The sequence below is a fragment of the Sinorhizobium sp. KGO-5 genome (assembly GCF_036245905.1).
Classification (GTDB): Bacteria; Pseudomonadota; Alphaproteobacteria; order Rhizobiales; family Rhizobiaceae; genus Sinorhizobium; species Sinorhizobium meliloti_A.
Window position 1 is genome coordinate 128,626 of the sequence record NZ_BDIZ01000009.1, and the last position, 21,100, is coordinate 149,725.

General features: G+C 61.1%; 16 protein-coding genes and 2 pseudogenes. 3 read left to right on the forward strand and 15 right to left on the reverse strand.

Going from position 1 to position 21,100, the window contains the following annotated elements; translation table 11 throughout:
* Positions 1 to 126 precede the first annotated feature (126 nt).
* Positions 127 to 3,096: a Tn3 family transposase gene (locus BHD07_RS26945; RefSeq protein WP_338283836.1), complete on the reverse strand. Its 2,970-nt coding sequence runs from the start codon at positions 3,094 to 3,096 to the stop codon at positions 127 to 129.
* Between the two features lie 71 nt (positions 3,097 to 3,167).
* Between BHD07_RS26945 and BHD07_RS26950 the strand changes: the two genes are divergently transcribed.
* From BHD07_RS26950 to BHD07_RS26960, 3 genes are all read left to right on the forward strand, one after another.
* Positions 3,168 to 3,809, forward strand: a complete 642-nt coding sequence (locus BHD07_RS26950; RefSeq protein WP_445190502.1) for a recombinase family protein — start codon at positions 3,168 to 3,170, stop codon at positions 3,807 to 3,809.
* A gap of 430 nt (positions 3,810 to 4,239) precedes the next feature.
* Entirely contained in the window at positions 4,240 to 4,902 is a 663-nt protein-coding gene (locus BHD07_RS26955; protein WP_338283837.1) for a CBS domain-containing protein, read from the forward strand.
* A gap of 63 nt (positions 4,903 to 4,965) precedes the next feature.
* Positions 4,966 to 6,294 (forward strand): glucoamylase family protein, encoded by a 1,329-nt coding sequence (locus BHD07_RS26960; protein ID WP_338283838.1) that lies wholly within the window; start codon positions 4,966 to 4,968, stop codon positions 6,292 to 6,294.
* Between the two features lie 129 nt (positions 6,295 to 6,423).
* Here the strand turns inward: BHD07_RS26960 and BHD07_RS26965 are convergent, their stop codons facing one another.
* The 14 genes and pseudogenes from BHD07_RS26965 to BHD07_RS27030 form a co-directional block, all read right to left on the reverse strand.
* Positions 6,424 to 6,606, reverse strand: coding sequence for a hypothetical protein (locus tag BHD07_RS26965; protein ID WP_338283839.1), 183 nt, complete (start codon positions 6,604 to 6,606; stop codon positions 6,424 to 6,426).
* A 58-nt stretch (positions 6,607 to 6,664) separates the two neighbouring features.
* Positions 6,665 to 7,228, reverse strand: a pseudogene (locus BHD07_RS26970) (acetate/propionate family kinase); the annotation flags it as partial.
* A 32-nt stretch (positions 7,229 to 7,260) separates the two neighbouring features.
* Positions 7,261 to 7,347: pseudogene (locus BHD07_RS26975) on the reverse strand (acetate/propionate family kinase); the annotation flags it as partial.
* Between the two features lie 9 nt (positions 7,348 to 7,356).
* Entirely contained in the window at positions 7,357 to 7,623 is a 267-nt protein-coding gene (locus BHD07_RS26980) for a hypothetical protein (RefSeq protein ID WP_338283840.1), read from the reverse strand.
* 85 nt (positions 7,624 to 7,708) lie between these two features.
* Positions 7,709 to 10,114, reverse strand: a complete 2,406-nt coding sequence (locus BHD07_RS26985; protein WP_338283841.1) for a phosphoketolase family protein — start codon at positions 10,112 to 10,114, stop codon at positions 7,709 to 7,711.
* A 238-nt stretch (positions 10,115 to 10,352) separates the two neighbouring features.
* Positions 10,353 to 10,778: a Spy/CpxP family protein refolding chaperone gene (locus tag BHD07_RS26990; protein ID WP_338283842.1), complete on the reverse strand. Its 426-nt coding sequence runs from the start codon at positions 10,776 to 10,778 to the stop codon at positions 10,353 to 10,355.
* A gap of 234 nt (positions 10,779 to 11,012) precedes the next feature.
* Positions 11,013 to 12,233 carry a YVTN family beta-propeller repeat protein gene (locus BHD07_RS26995; protein ID WP_338283843.1) on the reverse strand — a complete coding sequence of 407 codons (1,221 nt, stop codon included), beginning with the start codon at positions 12,231 to 12,233 and terminating at the stop codon, positions 11,013 to 11,015.
* 66 nt (positions 12,234 to 12,299) lie between these two features.
* Positions 12,300 to 12,569, reverse strand: coding sequence for a hypothetical protein (locus BHD07_RS27000; protein WP_338283844.1), 270 nt, complete (start codon positions 12,567 to 12,569; stop codon positions 12,300 to 12,302).
* Positions 12,570 to 12,873: 304 nt separating this feature from the next.
* Complete coding sequence (locus BHD07_RS27005) at positions 12,874 to 13,965, reverse strand: efflux RND transporter periplasmic adaptor subunit (RefSeq protein WP_338283845.1); 1,092 nt, start codon at positions 13,963 to 13,965, stop codon at positions 12,874 to 12,876.
* A gap of 129 nt (positions 13,966 to 14,094) precedes the next feature.
* Complete coding sequence (locus BHD07_RS27010; protein ID WP_338283846.1) at positions 14,095 to 16,458, reverse strand: ABC transporter permease; 2,364 nt, start codon at positions 16,456 to 16,458, stop codon at positions 14,095 to 14,097.
* A gap of 4 nt (positions 16,459 to 16,462) precedes the next feature.
* Positions 16,463 to 17,170, reverse strand: a complete 708-nt coding sequence (locus BHD07_RS27015; RefSeq protein ID WP_338283847.1) for an ABC transporter ATP-binding protein — start codon at positions 17,168 to 17,170, stop codon at positions 16,463 to 16,465.
* 108 nt (positions 17,171 to 17,278) lie between these two features.
* Positions 17,279 to 18,178 carry a ribose-phosphate pyrophosphokinase gene (locus BHD07_RS27020; RefSeq protein WP_338283848.1) on the reverse strand — a complete coding sequence of 300 codons (900 nt, stop codon included), beginning with the start codon at positions 18,176 to 18,178 and terminating at the stop codon, positions 17,279 to 17,281.
* On the reverse strand, positions 18,175 to 19,686 hold the full coding sequence (locus BHD07_RS27025; RefSeq protein WP_338283849.1) for a thymidine phosphorylase family protein: 1,512 nt from the start codon (positions 19,684 to 19,686) through the stop codon (positions 18,175 to 18,177). Before BHD07_RS27025 ends, BHD07_RS27020 begins: the two co-directional genes overlap by 4 nt.
* Positions 19,683 to 21,068, reverse strand: a complete 1,386-nt coding sequence (locus BHD07_RS27030; RefSeq protein ID WP_338283850.1) for an MBL fold metallo-hydrolase — start codon at positions 21,066 to 21,068, stop codon at positions 19,683 to 19,685. Before BHD07_RS27030 ends, BHD07_RS27025 begins: the two co-directional genes overlap by 4 nt.
* Positions 21,069 to 21,100: the final 32 nt, after the last annotated feature.

Here is a 21,100-nt window from a genome sequence, read left to right on the forward strand (position 1 = left end):
AGGGGGTACTCACATTGGTACACGTAACCGATAAACGACACCGCGGCTGAAAACTTCGCACTATCTGAGGGCATAGCGTTGGTTTCCCGCTAAACAACGATAAGGGAGAACGGAGCCTGAACGCCCTCACGCTGCTCGCTGTTTTCCGGTCAGGTTGAGTGGTTTCCGGCCGGTCGCGGTCGCGGCACGATCCCAGAGGAAATCCCCGGAGAAGGCGATGTGTTCCCATCCGACCGGCGAAGTATGGGCCAAGAGATCATCTGGGACGATTTTGCCTTCTGAGCGCAGATGCGCGACGGCATCGGTGATATAGACGGAATTCCAATGGACGATCGCCGCGGTGACGAGGTTCAAGCCTGACGCCCGGTATTGTTGGGCCTCATGACTGCGATCGATGACGCGCCCCTGCCGGAATGTGTAGATCGCCTGCGCTAGGGCATGGCGTTGTTCGCCTTTGTTGAGCCCGGCGTGGCATCGGCGGCGCAGTGCCGGATTCTCCAACCAGTCGAGCATGAACAGGGTCCGCTCGACCTTGCCGATTTCCTGGAGGGCAATATCCATCTGGTTCTGACGCTCATAGGCGGCAAGCTTCCGCAACATCACCGAGGGCGCGACATGGCCGGCCTTGAGCGAGGCGACGAGCCGCATGACGTCATCCCAATGTTCGCGGATGACGTCGGCACGGATGCGTTTTCCGAGAAGCGGCGTGATCGTCTGGTAGCTCGCAGGGTGGTCGATCGGGATCAGCCGCCGGTCCGGAAAGTCGCGCAGTCTCGGGCAAAAGCGGAAGCCGAGCATGGCGCAGAGCGCAAACACATGATCGGTGGCGCCGCCGGTGTCGGTGTAATGCTCCATGATTGAGAGATTGCTCCCGTGGTGAAGCAGGCCGTCGAGGACATAAGGTGCCTCGTGCGTCGTCGCCGAAATCACCTTGACGTGATAAGGGCCATGCTGGTCGGAGACGTGAGTGTAGAAGCTGAAACTGGGATCAACGCCGTAGCGGGCGTTGATGTCACCGCCTGAGGCGCCGCGCTTTGCGCCGCGGAAGAACTGCCCGTCCGAGCTTGAAGTCGTGCCATCGCCCCAGATCCGTGCGATCGGCAGGTGATGTTGAGCGTTGATGATGGTGGCGAGCGCTGCCCGATAGGTATCCTCGCGGACATAGGCATCCTGCGTCCAGATGAGCTGGTCGCGGGTCACCCCCTGGCTGGCAGCCGCCATCCGGGAGAGCCCAAGATTGGTGGCATCGGCCAGAATAGCGGCGAGAAGGGCACTCTCGTTGGGACAGCATTCGCCGGTGCGCAGGTTTGTGAAGGCCGCCATGAAGCCGGTTTCGCGAGCGACTTCATGCAGGAGTTCGGTGATGCGAATACGCGGCATCAACGCGTCAAGCTGATCGGCAAGCGCTTCTGCTTCGGAGGGGACTGCGGTCTTGACCGACGAGATCTGCAGGCGATCCTCGACAAAGCGCACGCCTTCGAGCTGGTCCCGTTTGAGGCGCTGCGCAAATTTCTTCAGCCGCCAGTCGAGCTCGCGGCCACGTTGTTGGAGCCATTCATCGGCGGCCGTGGGCAGTCCGAGGTCGGCAACGATCGGCGCGGCGGCTCGCTCCGGCAGGAGATAGCTGTCGAAACGCCGATAGGCGGAAGATCGCTCGACCCAGACGTCGCCCGAACGCAGCTTGTTGCGCAGGTGAGCGAGCATCGCCGTCTCGTAGAGCCGGCGATTGATCCTGCCGTCCGGCCCGATCACGAGTTTGTGCCACTCCTTCTTGAAGGGCATTGGCGCATCGGGCGGCACATCGCGTTTGCCCGATCTGTTGAGATCGCGAAGCAAATGAATGCCGGCGATCGTCCGAGCGCTTCCTCGTCCGGCCTTGAAGTCGAGCGCCTCGATCAGCGCCGGAGCGAACTTTCTCAGTGTCGCATAGCGGTCCACCGCCACCATGAGCGGATCGATATCCGCGTTCTCAGCGAGTGCTGCGACTTCGGGTCTCGCCTTAAGCAAGTTCGTCCAGCCGACGGTCTCGTCGATCGCCTCGATCGGGTCGGAGTCGTTGTCGAGAGCGGTGGAAAGTGCGTCGATTGTCCCGCGAAACAACCGCATCAGTCGGCCGACATCCTTGGCGGTGGCAGCGTATCGCCGGGTTTGTTTGTTCTGGGCACGGCTGAAGGCATTGCCGATCAGCTTGTCGGCCAAGCCAATGGCGGCGTCTGTCAGACGTTCTTCCAGATCGATCAGGCAAGCGACAAGTGTCGCGCGCCGGCGTGATGCCGTGTAGCGTTCGAGCAAATAGGCAGGAGACGCGCGACCCTCGCGCACGAACTGTCGATATCGGTCGGGGTGCACGGCGGCGGTCAGTTTCGCCGGAATCCCGATTTCCCTCACCATTCGCAGGCGCTCGAGAATGTCGCGAACGTGATCGGGCTTTGCCGCCGTCGGGATTGTCTTGAGCCACGTGAGCGGCATGGTACCCTTGCCGGCCTCGGGGATCATTAGGGCATCGAGCGCGTCCAGTTGCACCGGCCGAAGACCGGCGACAAGCGCATGAGCCGACTGTTTCCTGGCCCGCGCCCGGCCCGCGATGCCGGCGCGCTCGATGGTTGAGATCGCGGGGAGGAGAATGTTGGCCTGGCGCAGCGCGTCAATGATGCGGGCGGCGATCACTATGCCTTTATCTGTGTCCCAAGCCGCCTCGGCAGCCGCCTCGATCATGATGGGGATATCTCTCCTGATCGCCCCGCGAAGCCCATACGCTGCCGCGAGCTCGCGCGCGTGATCCGACATTGTCTGCTCTCGGCCTGCATAGTCGGCGAACGAGGCCGCCTGTATGTCGAGCTGCTCGGCGATGAAGAACACCAGTTCTTCGGGGAGACCGGCGGAGCTCTGAAGTATCTGCGCGAGGGTCATGCCAGGGTGGCGAACCAACGCAAGCTGTAGAGCAACACCGAGACGATTGCGGTCTTCCCGGCGAAGCCTGATCAGGTCGAGGTCGCCGCGCTCGAAGGTATAAAGCCGGGCGAGATCGTCACGCTCGGTCGGGATTCCCAGCAACTGTTCCCGCTCCGCTTCGGTCAGTAGTTCGTGCTTCCGCATTTGCTATCCTCCCGGCGTCCATAAAAGGCTCATGGATTTCATGGACAGGCAAGGGTAAAGAGGCATATTCTGTGGACGGAATCAGAGCCGTTCCACAGGTCAATGAAGTTTGTCCACAGAACGGCCGTTTTGGAGACACACGAATGGGGGACATCCTTGGCTATGCGCGCGTCTCAACCGGCGATCAGGATGTCGCCGGTCAAATACTGCGCCTTCAGAGCGCCGGAGCCATCAAGGTCTTCTCCGATGTCAAATCCGGAAAAAGTATGGATCGGCCAGGTCTGGCCGAACTGTTTGCTTTTGCGCGCCCCGGCGATACGCTCGCCGTGGTGCGCCTCGATCGCCTCGGCCGGTCGCTGGCGGAATTACTCGCAACTGTGAAGATGCTTCGCGAACGGCAGATCGACCTGCTCAGCCTCGAAGAGAAGATCGACTCGTCTTCGGCCGCTGGCGAGCTCGTGTTCCATGTATTCGGCGCCATTGCGCATTTCGAACGCCGACTAATCTCGGAACGGACAAAAGACGGTGTGGCAGCGGCAAGGGCGAAAGGAAAACGACCCGGTCGGCAACCGCTCGACGTGATGAAGGTCGAGGCCGCGATCAAACTGATCAAAGCCAACGTGTCGCCGGCCGAAGCGGCAAGGCAACTGGGTCTCGGCCGCTCCACGGTCTATCGAGAAATGAGACGACTAGGCATCAGTCGGCCGGCGTAGAAAGCGTTTCCGATGCTTCCAAACTCTCGCTCTGGGAACTTCGAGAGCAAATCGTGATGCAATGCCGTTGAGGCCGGCATCGGTCGGACGAACGTGTGCCGTGAGATCCAGAGCGCCGGTCCGCTGACCCGCGCAAAGTGAGCGGCAGGCGCAGATTCCAAGCGTTGGAGGGGGTCTGATCGGTTCGGTCTCGAAGGCCAACATTCAAGGAACATGCCTTCGAGAGAAACAACACCAAAACCTTCGGAGCGAGGACGATTGTGTTCGGACCGGATTGATCTGCCTCAAGGAGGCGGCAGTTGCTTGCGATATGATGCGATCGCATTGGAAATGACTTGTTAGACCCTAACGGGCGGACGAGAAGTAATAGCATCGACGGACACGTCGATCCTGAAGGCAAATTCCAACTAAGTTTGGGGGTTCAAGGGAGATGAATGCAAAGGATGTAATGACTTTGGACGTGGTTACCGTTTCGCCGGACCATAGCGTAAGACATGCAGCGCGGATCATGCTGGATCACCGCATCAGCGGCGTGCCCGTCGTTGACGATGATGGCCGCGTGGTTGGCATTCTGACCGAAGGCGATTTAATGCGACGATCGGAATTCGGTTTCAAAGCGCTCGCGTCCATCAATCGGCAGTTCGACTCGAGTGAGGACAACGCGGGCGCTTATGTGAAAAGCCACAGCTGGAAAGTGGCTGATGTGATGACCTCGGATCTCGTTGTGATCGACGAGGAGACTCCGGTATCTCGAATAGCAGCCCTCATGGAGGAGCATCGCATTAAGCGCGTCCCGGTCATGAACGGAGAGCTTCTGGTTGGCGTCGTCAGCCGCGCCGACCTCCTCAACGCTCTTGTCACCGCCAAACTCGACGACACGGCGCCAGGCGATGATGCGATCCGGCGCAGCATCCTTACGCGATTGCGGGAAGACGCGGGCGTCAAGGGAGACGAGCTAACCCTCACCGTCGCTGACGGCTTGGTCCATTTTTCGGGAGTGGTCTCCTCGCAGAGCGAGCGGGATGCCGCCCGCGTGGTTGCAGAGGGCGTAAAGGGAGTCAAAGGGGTATTCGACCACCTATCGGTCGCCTAACTCCACACCGGCTGCCAACGCTATGCAAAGGGCATCGATCGGAAACCCGCAGCAGGTGCCATCGTGAGTACCTTGGACGCATACGACGACCTGGCGACGCTGCAACGGGAGACGTTCGACTACTTCATCCATGAAGCGAACCCAGCAAACGGCCTCGTTCGCGATAAAACCGAAGCGGACTGGCCAGCAAGCATCGCCGCCACTGGCTTGGCACTGGCGTGCTATCCGGTCGGCGTCGAGCGCGGATTCATGAGCCGGAATGCCGCCGTTGAACGCACTTTGGCCACGCTACGCTTCTTTTGGAACAGCCAGCAGGGGCCGGAGCCGGATGCCACGGGATATCGTGGCTTTTACTATCACTTCCTCGACATGCAAACCGGCCGGCGGGCCTGGCGCTGCGAGCTGTCGACCATCGACAGCACGTTCCTGCTAGCGGGCGCTCTCGCAGCGGCAGAGTTTTTCGATGCGGAGACCCAGGCCGAAGCCGAGATCCGCACGCTGGCTGAAGCGCTCTATCGCCGAGCCGATTGGCGATGGGCGCAGGACGGGGGAGAAACCGTCACCCATGGCTGGACACCCGAGCGCGAATTCCTGAAGCACCGCTGGGAAGGCTATGACGAGGCGCTCTTGCTCTACGTTCTTGGGCTCGGCTCGCCGACTCATCCTCTACCCCCGAGTAGCTATAAGGCCTGGACCGCCACCTTCCGATGGGAGCACTGCTACGGCTACGACTACCTCTATGCGGGACCGCTCTTCATCCATCAGCTCTCGCATGTATGGATCGACTTTAGGAGTTTGCAGGACCCTTTCATGCGCAGCAAAGGAAGCGACTATTTCGAAAACAGTCGGCGCGCCACCTACGTCCAGCAGCGTTACGCTATCGAAAACCCGCGTGGTTTCAACGGCTATGGCGAATACTGCTGGGGAATTACCGCGAGCGAAGGCCCTGGTCCCTCCACGCTCAAGCTGAACGGCATCGAGCGCCGGTTCGAGGATTATGTCGCACGTGGCGTCCCCTACGGTCCCGACGACGGCACGCTCGCTCCCTGGGCCGCGGTGGCCTCCTTGCCGTTCGCTCCGGAAATCGTCCGGCCGACGATCGCCTACTGCATCCATCAAGCCAAGCTCAAGGCCGCCAACGCCTATGGCTTCAAGGCGGCCTTCAATCCGACCCACCCGGGGTCGCCCGATAACGCCTTTGACTGGTGGATTTCGCCTTGGCACTTCGGCCTGAACGAAGGGCCTGTCGTCCTGATGATCGAGAACGAACGCAGCGGCCTGGTGTGGAAATTGATGCGCGCGTGCCCGTACATCCGAAGCGGCCTGCAACGGGCAGGGTTCGAAGGCGGCTGGCTGGCACAGTTCTCACGCGAGCCGCCGCAGCTAAATTGAGCGACATTTCGCTGAGCGCAAGGCCAGGATGACACGGCAACCGTGCTGGTTTCGGCGGAGATTGACGTGCCGGTACAGCCGTCACCACGCGGCTCCTATGGAATTGTTGGTTGATGCCGGCCTCAACTCTCAACCGGAATGCTTATCCGTAATCGGGATGATTGAGAGCATCTGCTCCGCGACAGCTCGTTCCTCGTTAGTCGGGATCACGAGGACATCAACTGCTGAACCGGAAACGCTGATGCACGCCTCGCTTCTCCGGTTTCGTTCCGGATCGACTTGGACTCCAAGCCAGCCAGCGGCCTGGCACATTTTTTTCGCGTATGATCGGAGAGTTCTCTCCGATCCCGGCCGTAAACACTAATGTGTCCAGCCCCCCTGCCGCCGCCGCCAAGGAGCCAATCTCCCTGCCGGCGCGGTAGACAAAAAGATCGATCGCTTCCGCGGCCGCCGCCGCCGTGGCGTCAGCCTCGAGCAGGGACCGCATGTCGCCTGAAATACCCGAAACACCGAGAAGTCCCGACTGGTCGTAAAGAAGCTTGGACAGTCCCTCGACCGACATTTTTCGGTCCCGAAGGAGGTGGATGACAATACCGGGATCGAGCGATCCGCAGCGCGTACTCATGACGAGGCCGTCGAGCGGCGAAAATCCCATTGTGGTGGCGAGGCTTTTGCCCTCTCTCATGGCACAGAGACTGGCGCCGCTGCCGAGGTGGGCGACGATGGCTCGCCCACCGGCATTTGATCCGTAACGAGCTTTGAGTTTCGAGGCAATGTATCCATACGAGATACCATGGAATCCGAAGGATATGACACCTGATTCCGTGAGTGCGCGCGGAAGTCCATAGAGGGTCGCGAGGTGAGGACGATCGGCGTGAAAGGCGGTATCAAAGCAGCCGACCTGAACGGCTTCAGGCAGGACACCCGCGACCAATTCGACGATTTCGAGGTTACGGACTGGTGGATCGGAGCCAGAGGGACAAGCTGACCCAGTGCCTTGAGCGTCGACCTATCGAGGATGGCCGGCGCGGTGAAGCGGCTTCCCCCATGCACGATCCGATGTCAGACGTTTGTGATCTTTTGGGGGAGGCCGCGTTCGCCGATATCCCGTAGGATGAACTCCAGGGTCGCTTGGCTATCAATGGAGCCCTTGCCCAACGTCACTTCCGTTGGCGGCTGATCGAGAGCGGTCGAGACCTTCAGTCGCGGCTTGTCATGAAGCGCCGAAATACTTCCCTTGACCAGCAAAGGAAGCCCGTGACGTCGCTCGAACATTGCGAACTTCAGGCTCGATGATCCCGCATTGAGCACGAGAATTGCGTCGGTCATGGGCTCACCCTGAAAGTCTTGTCCTAAATTCGAGCGGGCCGCGGTTGGGAAGTTCGGCGCCACTCGATCGATCCGGAGTGTCTGTCTACCGCTCAGTTCCTGGTGTCCATTGCCAGGCACGGATTTCCGGCATGTCCTGCCCGTGGGCACGGACATATTCCCGGTGCTGAATGAGGCTGGTTTCCATGAGTTGCTTCAACTGCGCTCCACGAGCTCTTGCCGCCGGTACGCGGTCGAGAACGCTTTGGACCAGGTGGAAACGGTCGAGCCCGTTCAGAACCGTCATATCGAAGGGCGTTGTCGTCGTTCCCTCCTCGTTGTAACCGCGCACATGGAGGTTGGCGTGATTTGTCCGGCGATAGGTCAACCGATGAATTGTCCAGGGGTATCCGTGATAGGCGAAGATGACGGGCTTGTCGGTCGTGAAGAGCCCGTCGAACTCGCGATCGGAAAGGCCGTGCGGGTGCACCTCGCGCGGCTGCAGTGTCATCAGGTCGACGACATTGACGAAGCGGATGTTCAGGTCCGGAATAAGCTCCTTCAGGAGTTGGACGGCCGCCAGCGATTCGAGGGTCGGCACGTCACCAGCGCACGCCATTACGACATCGGGTTCGGCGCTATTCCCGTGCGAGGCCCATTCCCAGATGCCGATACCGGTTTCGCAATGCGCCATAGCCTGGTCCATCGACAGCCACTGCCATGACGGCGCCTTCCCGGCCACGATGATGTTGATCCGGTCCCAGGTCCGCAGCACGTGGTCGGTCAGATAAAGCAGCGTGTTGGCGTCCGGCGGAAGATAGACCCGGACAATGTCCGGCTTTTTATTGAGGGCAAGATCAACAAAGCCTGGGTCCTGGTGGCTGAAGCCGTTGTGGTCCTGCTGCCAGACATGGCTGGTCAGCAGATAGTTCAGCGACGAGATCGGCTGCCGCCATGGGATGTCGTGGCTCGCATCCAGCCATTTCGCATGCTGGTTGAACATGGAGTCCACGATATGGATGAACGCCTCGTAGCAGGAAAAAAGCCCGTGCCGTCCAGTGAGGAGATAGCCTTCGAGCCAACCCTGGCAGGTGTGCTCTGAGAGGATTTCGAGAACACGGCCGTCGTGTCCAAGATGGACGTCCTCCGGTAGGATGTCCTCCATCCAGGCACGCTCGGTCACCTCGAAGACATCTTGAAGCCGGTTGGAAGCCGTTTCGTCGGGGCCGACGATGCGGAAGTTGCGCGAGGCTTCGTTTGCCTCCATCACCGCACGCAGGAAACCGCCCATGACCCTGGTGGCTTCCGCCTTTCCTGCGCCAGGCTTCGTGACGGGGACGGCGTGTTGCCGGAGGTCGGGCAGTTCAAGCGACTTCCGCAAGAGGCCACCATTGGCATGCGGGTTCGCGCTCATTCGCCTTGTTCCGCGCGGCGTGGTCGCGCGAATCTCGGCAACTGGGCAGCCCGTCGCGTCGAACAACTCATCCGGGCGATAGCTCCGCAACCACTCTTCCAAAATCTTCAGATGTTCGGGGTTCTCGGCCAAGGCAGCCAAGGGCACCTGGTGCGACCGCCAAAATCCTTCCGTCTTCAGCCCGTCGACCGTCTTGGGTCCGGTCCAGCCTTTCGGGCTGCGCAAGATGATCATCGGCCACACAGGACGCGAATCCCGTCGGGCTTTTCCGGCTCGCGCCGCCTGCTGGATCGCGCCTATCTTCTGCATCGCTTCTTCCAGGACAGCAGCCATGCGCGCGTGCATCGCCCGCGGCTCATTTCCCTCGACGAAGAGCGGGTCATATCCGTAGCCGACGAAGAGCGAGCGCAATTCATTTTCGGCAATTCGGCCCAATACCGTCGGGTTCGCGATTTTGTAGCCGTTGAGGTGGAGGATCGGCAGCACCACCCCGTCATGCCGCGGGTTCAGGAACTTGTTGGAATGCCATGCCGCAGCAAGCGGTCCGGTTTCGGCTTCGCCGTCACCGACGACGCAGGCGACGATCAGGTCTGGATTGTCGAAGGCCGCGCCATAGGCATGGGACAGGGCATATCCGAGCTCGCCACCCTCGTTGATGGACCCCGGCACCTCGGGCGCGGCGTGGCTTGGAATCCCGCCGGGAAACGAGAATTGCCGAAAGAGCTTTCGCATCCCGTCCTCATCAAGCGAGATTTCGGGGTTCAGTTCGCTGTAGGTTCCCTCAAGATAGGTATTCGCAACCATTGCGGGACCACCATGTCCCGGCCCGCAAATGTAGATCATGTTCGCATCCTGCACCCGGATCACGCGGTTGAGATGCGCATAGATGAAGCTGAGTCCCGGAGACGTCCCCCAGTGACCGAGAAGCCGCGGCTTGACATGTTCGAGCCGCAAGGGCTCGCGAAGGAGGGGATTGTCGAGCAGATAAATCTGGCCCACCGTAAGGTAGTTCGCGGCCCGCCAGTAGGCATCGATCTGCTGCAGTTCCTGGTTGGAAAGCCAGCTGGAACTGACTGGTGCTGTCGTTTTCGCGTTCATTCTCGGATTCCTTCTCTATCGCTCGTTGGGACAGGTGGTCCCGCTAACGTGGAGCATCCGTTTGGAGGCACAAAGGATGCGATTTTCCGCTTTGTTTGGACGATCCACTGAGAGTTCCTCATGCCTCCACCATCATCATGCAAGACACGCTGGACGCCATCGATACCGAAGATGTCTGCCGTGCCGCACACGTAATCCTAAGGACCGCAGCGGCAGCCCGCTGCGGTCGCTGGATGGGTCACATCATGCCCATCGGCGCGGGCACGAGCAGCTTGTCAGCGGCCGCCTTTTGCGTGTCGTCGAGCGCTGCGTAGAATGGCTCCAGCGCCACCTTCAGCTGGCGCAGGCCATCGAGCCTCGACGAGAGCATGCGTTCGTAAAGCTCGATCCTCTGCGGGAGCGGTAGAGGCGCCGAGCTACCGGACATCATTGCGCCAGGCATGCCGTCCATCACGTCCTTTGCTGTCTGCGCGCGGGCACGCAAGGCGTCGGCGACGGCTTCCCAAAGGGGCTGCTGCGTCTCTGTCACCTTGAGTTCTGTCCGCAGGAACGCGATGCGCCCTTCGATATGTTCCGGGGACATCATCTGTTGCATCGGGGTATCCATTGGCCGGTCGCCCCCGGACATCATGCCCATCATCATGCGCATCATGCCTTCGTGCATCATGCCTCCTGGCATCATATCAGAGCTCGAGCCCCCAGAGGGCTGAGCGGCGGCGGCCGGTTCCGATTGAGTACCCTTAGGATGGTGGGATTCCTCGGCGAAGGATGGCGCCGCCAGGAGCAAGGCTCCGACGAGAACGGTCTTGCGAAAGACGGTCATGGCTGTAATTCTCCAATTTTTGCTTCAGATAGGGTCCGCGGGTGCCGAGATCGTTTCGTCACCCGCGTTCGCGTTTCATGGCGCCTCAAAGGTGATGCCGTTCGGTCCCTTGCCAACCGTATAGGTGCTGACGACAGACTGACTGGCGACCGATATCGCCGAAACGGTGCCGTCAACGATGTTGGTTACGAAAGCAAAGCGACCGTCTCGGCTAACGGTCACCCCGTGCGCTCCCGCGCCAGTCCGAATAGTTTTCATGATGGAGCCGCTGGCGGTGTCGATAACCGAAACCGTGTCGTCCGGCTCCGCGGCTGTCCCCTGGTTAGCGACATAGACGAAACGGCCGTCCGGTGTTGCGTGCACTTGGATTGGCGACCGTCCGACATCGATCCGCTGGGTCACCTTGCGCGCTGCGGCGTCAATGACGGCCACCTGGTTCGCGTCCCGAAGCGAAACGTAAACGCGACTCCCATCCGGGACGAACCCCACCTGGACGGGCGTTGATCCGACCTCGACCCTGTCCGTTTCGGTAAGCGCTGCAGTGTCAATCACCGAGACAGTGCCGTCTTCGACATTGGCAACATAGATCGACTTCCCGTCAGGACTCATCCGCAGACCATGCGGGTAGTCACCCGTGCCGATCTTCGCGATGACTTCGCCCTTTCGCAGATCGATAACCGAAACCGTATCGTCTTCGGAATTGGTGACGTAGGCCCGGCTGCCTTCGGTATCAGCGATGACATGGGCAGGGTGAGCGCCAACCCTGATGGAGGTCTTCGCGGCGGATGTGAAGTCGTCTGTATCGAGAACAATCAGCTCGCCGGTGGCGGCGCTTCCCTCATGTCCGCCTCCGCCATGCTCATTGGCGCCGCCGCCACCGTTGTGACTTTCGGCCCCGCTGTCGGAAGCGGATAAGCCTACCGCAAGCAAACGGCTGTTGCCTGGGACGAACTGGACATTATGGGGCGTGATGTCGACAGGAACGATATCGACTTTTCCGCTCTTGAGGTCGATGCGACTGACCGAATTGCCATGTTCGTCGGCCGTGTAGACGAAGCCTGCCGACGCCGGCTCGGCGCCAGCCGGGCGTGCGAACAGGATCGCAACCGCCAAACCCGTGGCTGCGGTAAGGGTGATGAATGTCTCGCGCGACAGGTTCCGCGAATCCAATGCGACAACGGTTCTCATGGGCTTCTCCTGGCGGCGGCCGTAGTGTTCGGGGATGGGATGGCGCTGGCGGCAACACCAAGCGCGGGTGCCAGAAACTGGCACTGGGATAGATGCTTCATCGTTCAAAGTTCTCATGTTCGTGACTCCCGATTTGTGATGGCGGAGCGCACGAGCCGGAACGGCAGCGCGCTCTCAGGCGATTACGAAAACTTTGGGTGGACGCAGCCGGAGCGGAGTGTCGCCCGGCAAGGAGACCGGATCTGGAGCGAAGGCGAGAAGCCCGCGCCCCCTGGAACTGACGATGCCCTCGGCGGGTATCAGGACGCAGATGGTGCATCCGCCTGCCGAAACACAGCAATTGGCGTCGTCTCCGGCCTTGTCCTCGTCGCCGCAAGAACCGATAGGGCCTTGTTCGGCCGCGGCGTCGGCGTGGGTGTTCTCGATGGCAAGAGGAATGCCCACGGCGCCCGCCGCTTGGGCGTGTCCGTTGTGGAGAAGGACGGAAACTGCAAGGACGATCGCCATGGAAAGGGCGAGCCACTGCGAAACATTAAAAGCCCACGGTTCGGTCCGCTGGCCCAATGCTCGCAAAAAGTTCGTATCCGACCTCAACCGATTTCGTCCTTTCGGGGAACACGCGCCAGACTTTAAATCCGAGAATACCAGGCTGCGGGACGGCCCACCTTGCGCGAGATCAAAGTCAGGTGCAGATCTCCTAGACTCAGCGGGTGGAAATGTGATCAGAGCGCTCGCGTTGCCATTCAACTTATCGCACATCGCGCTTCGACACGGTCACGCCTTCGATAATCCGGTCGCTTGGATGCAGGACGACGCGATCCCCGGCGGAAAGGCCGGACTGGACCTCCGCCGCCCGGCTGTTCCGCTGGCCGATCTTAACGACGGTTGTCCGAGCGCGCCCGTCCTTGACTGCGAAGACAGCCCAGTCCTCCCCATTTCGAAACAGCGCTGCCACCGGTACAGTCAGGACATGCTCTGCTCTCCAGGTCACGACGTGCACGATTACCCGATAGTCGTGGCCAAGGGCCGACCACGCGTCAGGAGGATCAAGAAGGTCGATGATCGTGCGGACCCTTTGTTCCTCGATACCGAGGGCGGAGACTTTGACAAAGCCCGCCGGGTCGACGCGGTTTACTCGGCCTTTGATCGAGGATCCGCCCCAGCCGTCGATCCGAACGGATGCACCGGGCTTGATCCGGACGGCATCGGTCGACAGAAGGTCTGCCACGATCTCCAGATCGAGCGGGTCGCCGATCTCAACCAGTGGCGCGCCCGCCTGCACAACGCCCTCGCTCTCCTGAATGATCTTCAGGATACGGCCGGTGACCGGGGCGCGCAGCTGAATGCAGCAGGCGGGATCTGATTGGGGAGTGGCGCCGGACGAACCGCTAAGGCGTGCCGCGACGCTGGCTCGCTCGTTTCGCCGCACTTCGACCTGCGCTTTCGCGCTCGCCAACGCAGCTTCATTGGTTTCGACATCGAACTTCGCCTTGTCCAAGGCCTTGAGAGAGACGGCCCCGGTGCGCGCGAGTGCTTCCGCCCTCTGGAGTTCTGTGCGCGAGAACCCGAGCGCCGCCTCGATCCGGCGCGCTTCGGCTTCCGCAAGCCTCACCGCTGCTTCGGTTGCTGCCAGGGCCGCCTGCAGTTCTTCATGCGTGCGGGCGTCGTGAAAGCTCGGCACGGTCGGCTGCATCACCGCTACGACCGTCTCGTCCACTATAACCTGATCGCCGACGTGGCGAGGCGGAGAAATGCGCAGGACCCTTCCGGCAATCGGCGCGGACACTGTGAAGACGTGCCGCACCCGCGTCTTTGCCTCGTCGTCAATCGTTACCTCCATCGGGCCTGTTGTTAGCGTCGCGAGGTCCGCTGGAATCGGCTGCGGCCATGCGAACCAGATGGCGCCGGCGGCCAACACCCCCAGGGCCGCAGCCCCCAAAGTTCGCTTCCTCCAGATTGCGCGCATGGCTTAGTCTCGCGTTTTCAGGACCTCTACAAGGTCCAATCGGTTGACGCGCTCACGGACTATGAGCGCGGAGAATAGTGCTGCAGCGATCACCATCGCGCTAGCAAAGACATAGGTGGATTGCTCAACGACCAAGGGCGCCCGCATCAACTCGCCGGCCATTTTTTTCTGCAACGTCCAGGCGAGGCCGTAGCCGACGGCCCAGCCGGCCGGCTGCGCGAGCAGCGTCAGCAAAGCCAGTTCGAGCAGGAGGATGCGCAGCACCTCTCGGGTCGTGAAGCCGAGGACGCGCAAGCTCGCCAGCTCGCGCGCCCGCTCCGAAAGCGAGATTCTTGCGCTGTTGTAGACGACGCCGAAGGCGATGACAGCGGCAAGCCCGGTGTAAATGTTTGCCATCGTGGTCACCAGCACCGCCAGTGATTCACGGAAGCTCGCAAGCGATACTCGTTGCAGAGCCACCCCGCTGACCGTCGGCAACCGCTTGATGGCGTCGTAAAATCGGTCACGCTGGTTCGCATCGAGGCTCACGCTCACACTGTTGACCGCCGGCGCCTCTCGCATCAAGCGAGCCAGCGCTTCGGAATCCATCATTCCCTGAATGCCAAAATAATCCTCGACCAAGGCGGTCACGGGAAGCGAAACGGTCCGTCGCTGCCCTTCGAGCAGATCGATTTCGACGAAGTCCCCGACTTTTGTCCCGAGAATCTGCGCAAGCCAATTCGAGATTGCCACTCCGGTCTTGGGAAGGACCACGGGATTAAGGTCTGTATCGACGATCCGGCTAAGGTCTGCATCGACCGGCCGCCCACTGATCATCACGCGTCGCTCGATGGTCCCATTCCGTATCCGGGCGGGAACCACCCGATAGGGTTCCGCGGCAAGAACACCGGGTAGTCGCGCAATTTGATTGACGACGTTGAGCGGGCGCCGTTCGACGAAGCTCAGGGTGGCGTCCTGACGATCGGACATGAAATACGTCACATCGACCAGCGCCTCCATCGTGCCGTTGAGGAAAAGCGAGGCGATCAGGATTCCTGTCGCTAGCGACATGCCTGCTATCGTGAACATCGCGCGGATCGGATGGCGGGAGATATTGCGCACCGTCATCAGGACCGATTGTGATAGGACGTTGTGGATTGCAAAGGCCGCGGGCACGAGACGACGGAAGCGAGGCGGCGCCGGCGGCTGCATCGCGACGGCTGGCGGCAATCTCATGACATCGCGCAGGGCATGTATTGCGCCGACGATCGCAGCACCGAGGCTCAGCGCCGCAGCCGCGACATAGACATCAGGGCTTTGGACAAAGACGAGGAATGGGAATCGGTAAAAGTCGCCATACAGTCCTGTGACATAAGTGCCCAGCCAGGTTCCGACTGCGCTGCCGACGACGAGACCGATCGCGACAATCACGACGACGAATTTGATATAATGCCAGACGATGGCTGCGTTCCGATAACCGAGTGCCTTCAGCAGGCCGATTTGCTCGCGTTCAAGCGCCACGATCCGGCTGAGCGTCAAGTTGATCAGGAAGGCTGCCACCAAAAGAAAAATGGGCGGCAGAGTCCGGCTCATGTTCCTGAGCATATCAAGCCCGTGGTTGAGGTAGGCGTGCGAGATCTGGTCCTTGCGTCCGTAGGTTGCCTGTCCGCCGTAGCGGTCGAGCAGCACATCAAGGCGACTTCTGACGTCGCGCTCTGAAGCGTCGCGGAGCAGCTTGAGACTGACGGAAGAGAATGCGCCGTCGAGGTCGTAGGCCCTCGCAAGCGCTTTTTCGGACATCCAGACGATAGCAAACCGCCGCTCGTCCGGCATCCGGTCGCCGGGGCCTAGGGCGTAAACGAATTCCGGCGAGAGCGCGATTCCCACAATGACGAGATCGCGCTTGCGGCCGTTGAGGATGGCAGAGAAGTGCGACCCCGGCGTGAATGCGTGTGTCTTGGCGAAGCCCTCAGTGACGACAACCTCGTCAACACTCTCCGGCGCGGGCATCCGGCCGATCCGCATGTACAGCCGATTGAGGGTCGGCCGACCCGTTTCGGGCAGCGAAATGAATTGGCCCGTCGCAGGTTCGCGAAACTGCGGGATATCGAGGAGGGCGAGCTTCGTAATGCGCCCCTCCACGGCGGCGACGCCGGGAACCTTCGCAATTTGGTCGAGCAACGTTTTCGGTGCACGTCTCACCAGGGCAAAGACATCCGCAAATTCGTATCTTTCGTAATACGCAATTCGGGTCTCCTCCAGGGAGCGCAAGGAGCCGACGGCAAGCACCACTGTGGAGACCCCGCCCGCGACGACGAGTGCAATCGCAAGCGACTGAGCCCAGAGCCGCCTCAAGTCACGCAACAATTTGGTGTCGAGAACGGACATCGGATCACCAGACAAGCTCGGCGGCGGTTCGGCGCGCTTCGTTTTTATGAATTCTGGAGATTTGACCGTCCGCGAAAAACAGCACGCGGTCGGCGACGTCCTGGATGCTGGCGTTGTGCGTGATGATGAGCACGGTGGTGCCTAGCTGCGCGTTTACGCCCAGCAACGCCTCGATCACTCGAATGCCGGTCTTGGAATCCAGTGCACCGGTGGGTTCGTCGCAGAGCAGCACATCCGGCCGCTTTGCTATTGCGCGGGCGATTGCGACGCGCTGCTGCTCGCCGCCTGAGAGCTGGGCCGGAAAGTGGTGCATCCGCTCCTCGAGCCCGACGAGTGCGAGGGCCTCGTCGGGGCGCATCGGGTGATCGGAGATCTCGGTCACCAGCGCAACGTTTTCATAAGCAGTCAGGCTTGGGATCAGGTTGTAGAACTGGAATACGAAGCCGACGTGCTGCCGGCGATAGGCTGTGAGGCCTCGATCGTCGAGGCCGGTTAATTCCAGTTCCCTGAAGAACAATTGGCCGCTGGTGGCGTGATCGAGCCCGCCCATGATGTTGAGGAGGGTCGACTTCCCGCTGCCCGACGGGCCAAGCAGCACAACCACTTCGCCGGCGAAGACTTCAAGGTCCAGCCCGCGTAACGCGAGCACCTGCGTCTCGCCGGTAATGTAGGTCTTGGTCAGGGCTGTTGCGGTGAAGACGGTCTCGGTCATGGTGTTTGGGTTTAAGCTCTACTGGCTGGCGTGACGCCGGTCCATCTCGGCTCACGCATGTCTGCCTTGAACGTCGCAGGATCGGCTTGGAAACGGTTCAGCATGGTTTCATGATCTTTCGTCTCCGAACAGGTCAATGCTAGCCTTGGCAAGCAAACCGGCTATGGAAATCGCGTTTGAAGGATGGGGAATCGAATCCGTGCTTACGACCCGGTCAACGCCAGTTGCGAGCAGTTGCGCGTAGGCGTCCTGGGCGAACACGGGATGGATGACGATGCAGACGGCCGGAGGCAGGCCGAGCCGTTTCAGGTGACCGATGGTTTCGATCAAGGTTCGTCCCGACGAGACGATGTCGTCGACGATGATTGGGTTTCGGCTCCAAGCCGCATCGATCGAGGGAAGGCTCACTTCGACGTCGCGGTCGCCCCGGCGGATTTTCGTCAAGACCTGATAGGGAATGCCAGCGCGCCGGGCGATGGCGGATACCCATTGCTCGCTTTCGCTGTCTGGGCCGATCAGGATCGCTTGGGGGAGGTTGTCTCGGATCCAGTCGGCGATCAGAGGCGCTGTCGCCAGCCGCCGTACCGGGATTTGATACAGTTTCGAAAGCTCCGGGTTCCTATGCAGATGGGGATCTGCCGTCACCAGCCAATCGAAGCTCTCTTCGAGGAATCGTGCAAATAACGGCGCGCTGATCGCCTCGCCGGGATTGAACCGCTTGTCCTGGCGCATGTAGCCGAGATAGGGCGCAACAAGGCCAACAGAGCGCGCTCCGAATTCGCGCGCCGTCGCCGCCGCAAAGCGTAGAGGGAGCGCAAGTTCATCTGGGTCGCGGAGGGTCGCGACGACCGCAACATCCACGTCATCTAGACTCTCGTCGATCGAGACGAGCGACTCACCATCGGGAAAGTGGTGCCAATCCAGCCGCCCGACTCGCGCATCAAGCAAAGGGGCCATTGCGTCCGCTAGCGTCCGCTGCAGCGGGAAAGGAAGAAGTACACGATTCATTCGCTGGCTCCAATTTCGAAAATGTCCGGATGAGCTGCGGCATAGGCCAGCGCGTATTCCAGTTCTCCGGGTGACTGTGCATGGACCTCGAACAGCGGTTCGCCGGCCTGAATGCTGTCGCCGATGCGAAGACGAGAATCGATTCCCGCAGTGGCGCTGGCTGGCGCGCCGGCCAACTTGGCGACCCTCGCAAGCCGACGGTTGTCGATCCGCTGGATCTGGCCGGTCCGGCTGGCGAGAACCGGACGTGTGTGCGGAGCCAGCGTTGGTTCGGTAAAGCCGCCCTGTGCCTCGCAGATCGCCAAAAACTTGGCGAGCGCCGCGCCGTTGTCGAGCAGTGTGCAGGCGAGCGCTCGCCCCTTGCCGGGTGCGGCCCCGGGTGCCGCGTCGAGCAAGGCGCCGGCGAGGTCGAGCGCGCGGCTGCGGAGATCGCGGGGTGCTCTTGTGTCGTTGCGCAGGACGCTCAGGACATCTCGCGCTTCGAGGGCCGGGCCGATGCCGTATCCAACGGGTTGGAGGCCATCGGTGCGCAGCACCGATAGGTTCAGTCCGAGAGCCTGCGCAGTCGCCAGGAGTCTTGCCTCGAGGGACGCAGCAGCGGCGGCGGAACGCACCTTGGCGGTCGGTCCGACGGGAATATCGACAAGCACATGGGTGGAGCCGGCCGCAGCCTTCTTCGACAGCACGCTGGCGACGAGTTGTCCATCGCTGTCGAAGTCGAGCGGACGCTCGATGCGGATCAAAACGTCGTCGGCTGGGCTGAGGCGCACACTTCCGCCCCAGACTATGCAGCCCCCTTCGCGCTCGACCACGCTTCGCATGGCGTCGAGATCCAATGCCACGGGTGCCATGGTCTCCATTGCATCGGCAGTGCCCGCCGGGGATGTGATGGCACGCGAGGAGGTCTTTGGGATTCGGTGGCCGGCGGCGGCAACGATCGCCACAACGATGGGCGTAGTGCGATTTCCCGGCAAGCCGCCGACACAATGCTTGTCGAGCACTACGCCGCTACCCCAGTCGATACGTTCACCGACCGCCAGCATTGCTTTCGTAAGGGCAGTCGTCTCTTCCATGTCGAGCCGCTCGCCGGCGCAGGCCGTGACGAACGCTGTCAGTTCAATGTCTGACAGCCGATTGCCGACCATGTCACGCATGAGAGCGAGGAAATCCGCTTCGCGGAGCCGCTGGCCAAACACCTTGGCCCGCAGCGCCGCTGCAGACGCGGGGGGCTCGGGGTGACTAAAGACGGCCCATGCATCCCGATCCGGTTGGAGCATTTTCCAGGCGGGCTCGGATAGCGCGGCAACATCGAGTTCGAGGTGGTCGTCCACCACCACGTTGAGCGTGGCGACTACCTCGCGGCCACCACTTCGCGCCAGAACCCGAGTGAGTGCCGTGAAGCCCTCAGAACGACAGACATGGCAATCGCGGTGCATATAGACGACAGGTTGCTGGTATGTGTCGATACCCGCGCGAACGAGACGCAGTTGGTTGTGTTCGCCGCTCATGCTGGCCGCTCCAGGTCAATTCGCTCAAGATGCTCGGGCACACGCGCCTGCCATCCGAATTCGCGATTGATACGGGCACGCAGCGTGTCGGCGGCATCGGGTTCGCCGTGCGTGACGTATGTCATCTTGGGTGGGCGATTGGCTTGTTTCATCCAGTCGAGAATTTCGTCGGCGTCGGCGTGACCGGAAAAGCTTTCAAGCTGAACCACTTCCGCGCGGATCGGCACGTCGTGTCCAAACATCCGCAGGTGGTCGGCGCCGCCCGCCAGAGCTGCACCTCGCGTCCCCCCAGCCTGGAAGCCGGAAAGCAAGATCGCATTGCGCGCATCTGATCCGAAGGCCTGAAGATGGTGCAGCACCCGCCCTCCCGTGAGCATGCCGCTTGCCGAGATGATGATCATGGGCCCTCGCCTGAGGTTCAGGGCTTTAGATTCCTCGGCTGATCGCACCATTGTTGCGATCGAGTACATGGCACGGCACTCTTCCACGCTGACGTGATGCTCGTCATGAAAGCGGTGATAGATATCGGTGGCGTCGATCGCCATCGGGCTATTGAGAAAGACCGGTACGGCTGGGATGTCGCCGCGCTGTCGAAGGCGGGCGATCTGCAGCATGATGCCCTGAGCGCGGCCAACCGCAAATGCTGGGATGACAATCACACCGCCGCGACTAATAACACGCCGGATCACCGGGGCGAGTTCCGCCTCGGCGTCAATTCGTGGGTGTTTGCGGTTGCCGTAGGTCGATTCGCATACGAGAATGTCGGCCTCCACCAGCGGCAGGGGTGGCCTCATCAACGGGTCTTGTGGGCGCCCGAGATCACCACTGAAATGCAAGGTCGTGCCGGCCACATCCAAGCTGATCTGCGCGGCTCCAAGGAGATGGCCTGCGTGAAGAAAACGGGCCCGAATGCCATTTCCGACCTCGAACTCCGTGTCGAAATCCCTAGTTGCGATATGTTTAAGCGAAGCCTCGGCGTCTTCGAGAGTGTAAAGCGGCTCAGGGCTGGCGTGCTTGGAATAGCCTTTCCGCTTGGCATACCTTGCCTCTTCTTCTTGAAGGTGGCCGCTGTCGGGAAGCAGCAGAGAACACAGCTCGGCGGTGGCGAGAGTGCATACCACCTTGCCGCGAAAGCCATTGCGCACAAGCGCGGGAATGTAACCAGAATGATCCAGATGCGCGTGGGTCAGCAGCACCGTGTCGATGGTTTCGGGCGGTACAGGGAACGCCGCGCGATTGCGATCGCGCAGTTGCTTGTAGCCCTGAAAGAGACCGCAGTCGATGAGGACGCGGTTTCCTTCCGCTTCGAGCAGGTACCGCGATCCGGTGACTGTTCCAGCGGCGCCGAGGAATTGAAGCGAGGATGCGGAATTCCGTTTCATGTGACTCTCCAAGCAGAAGGCAAAATCATGGG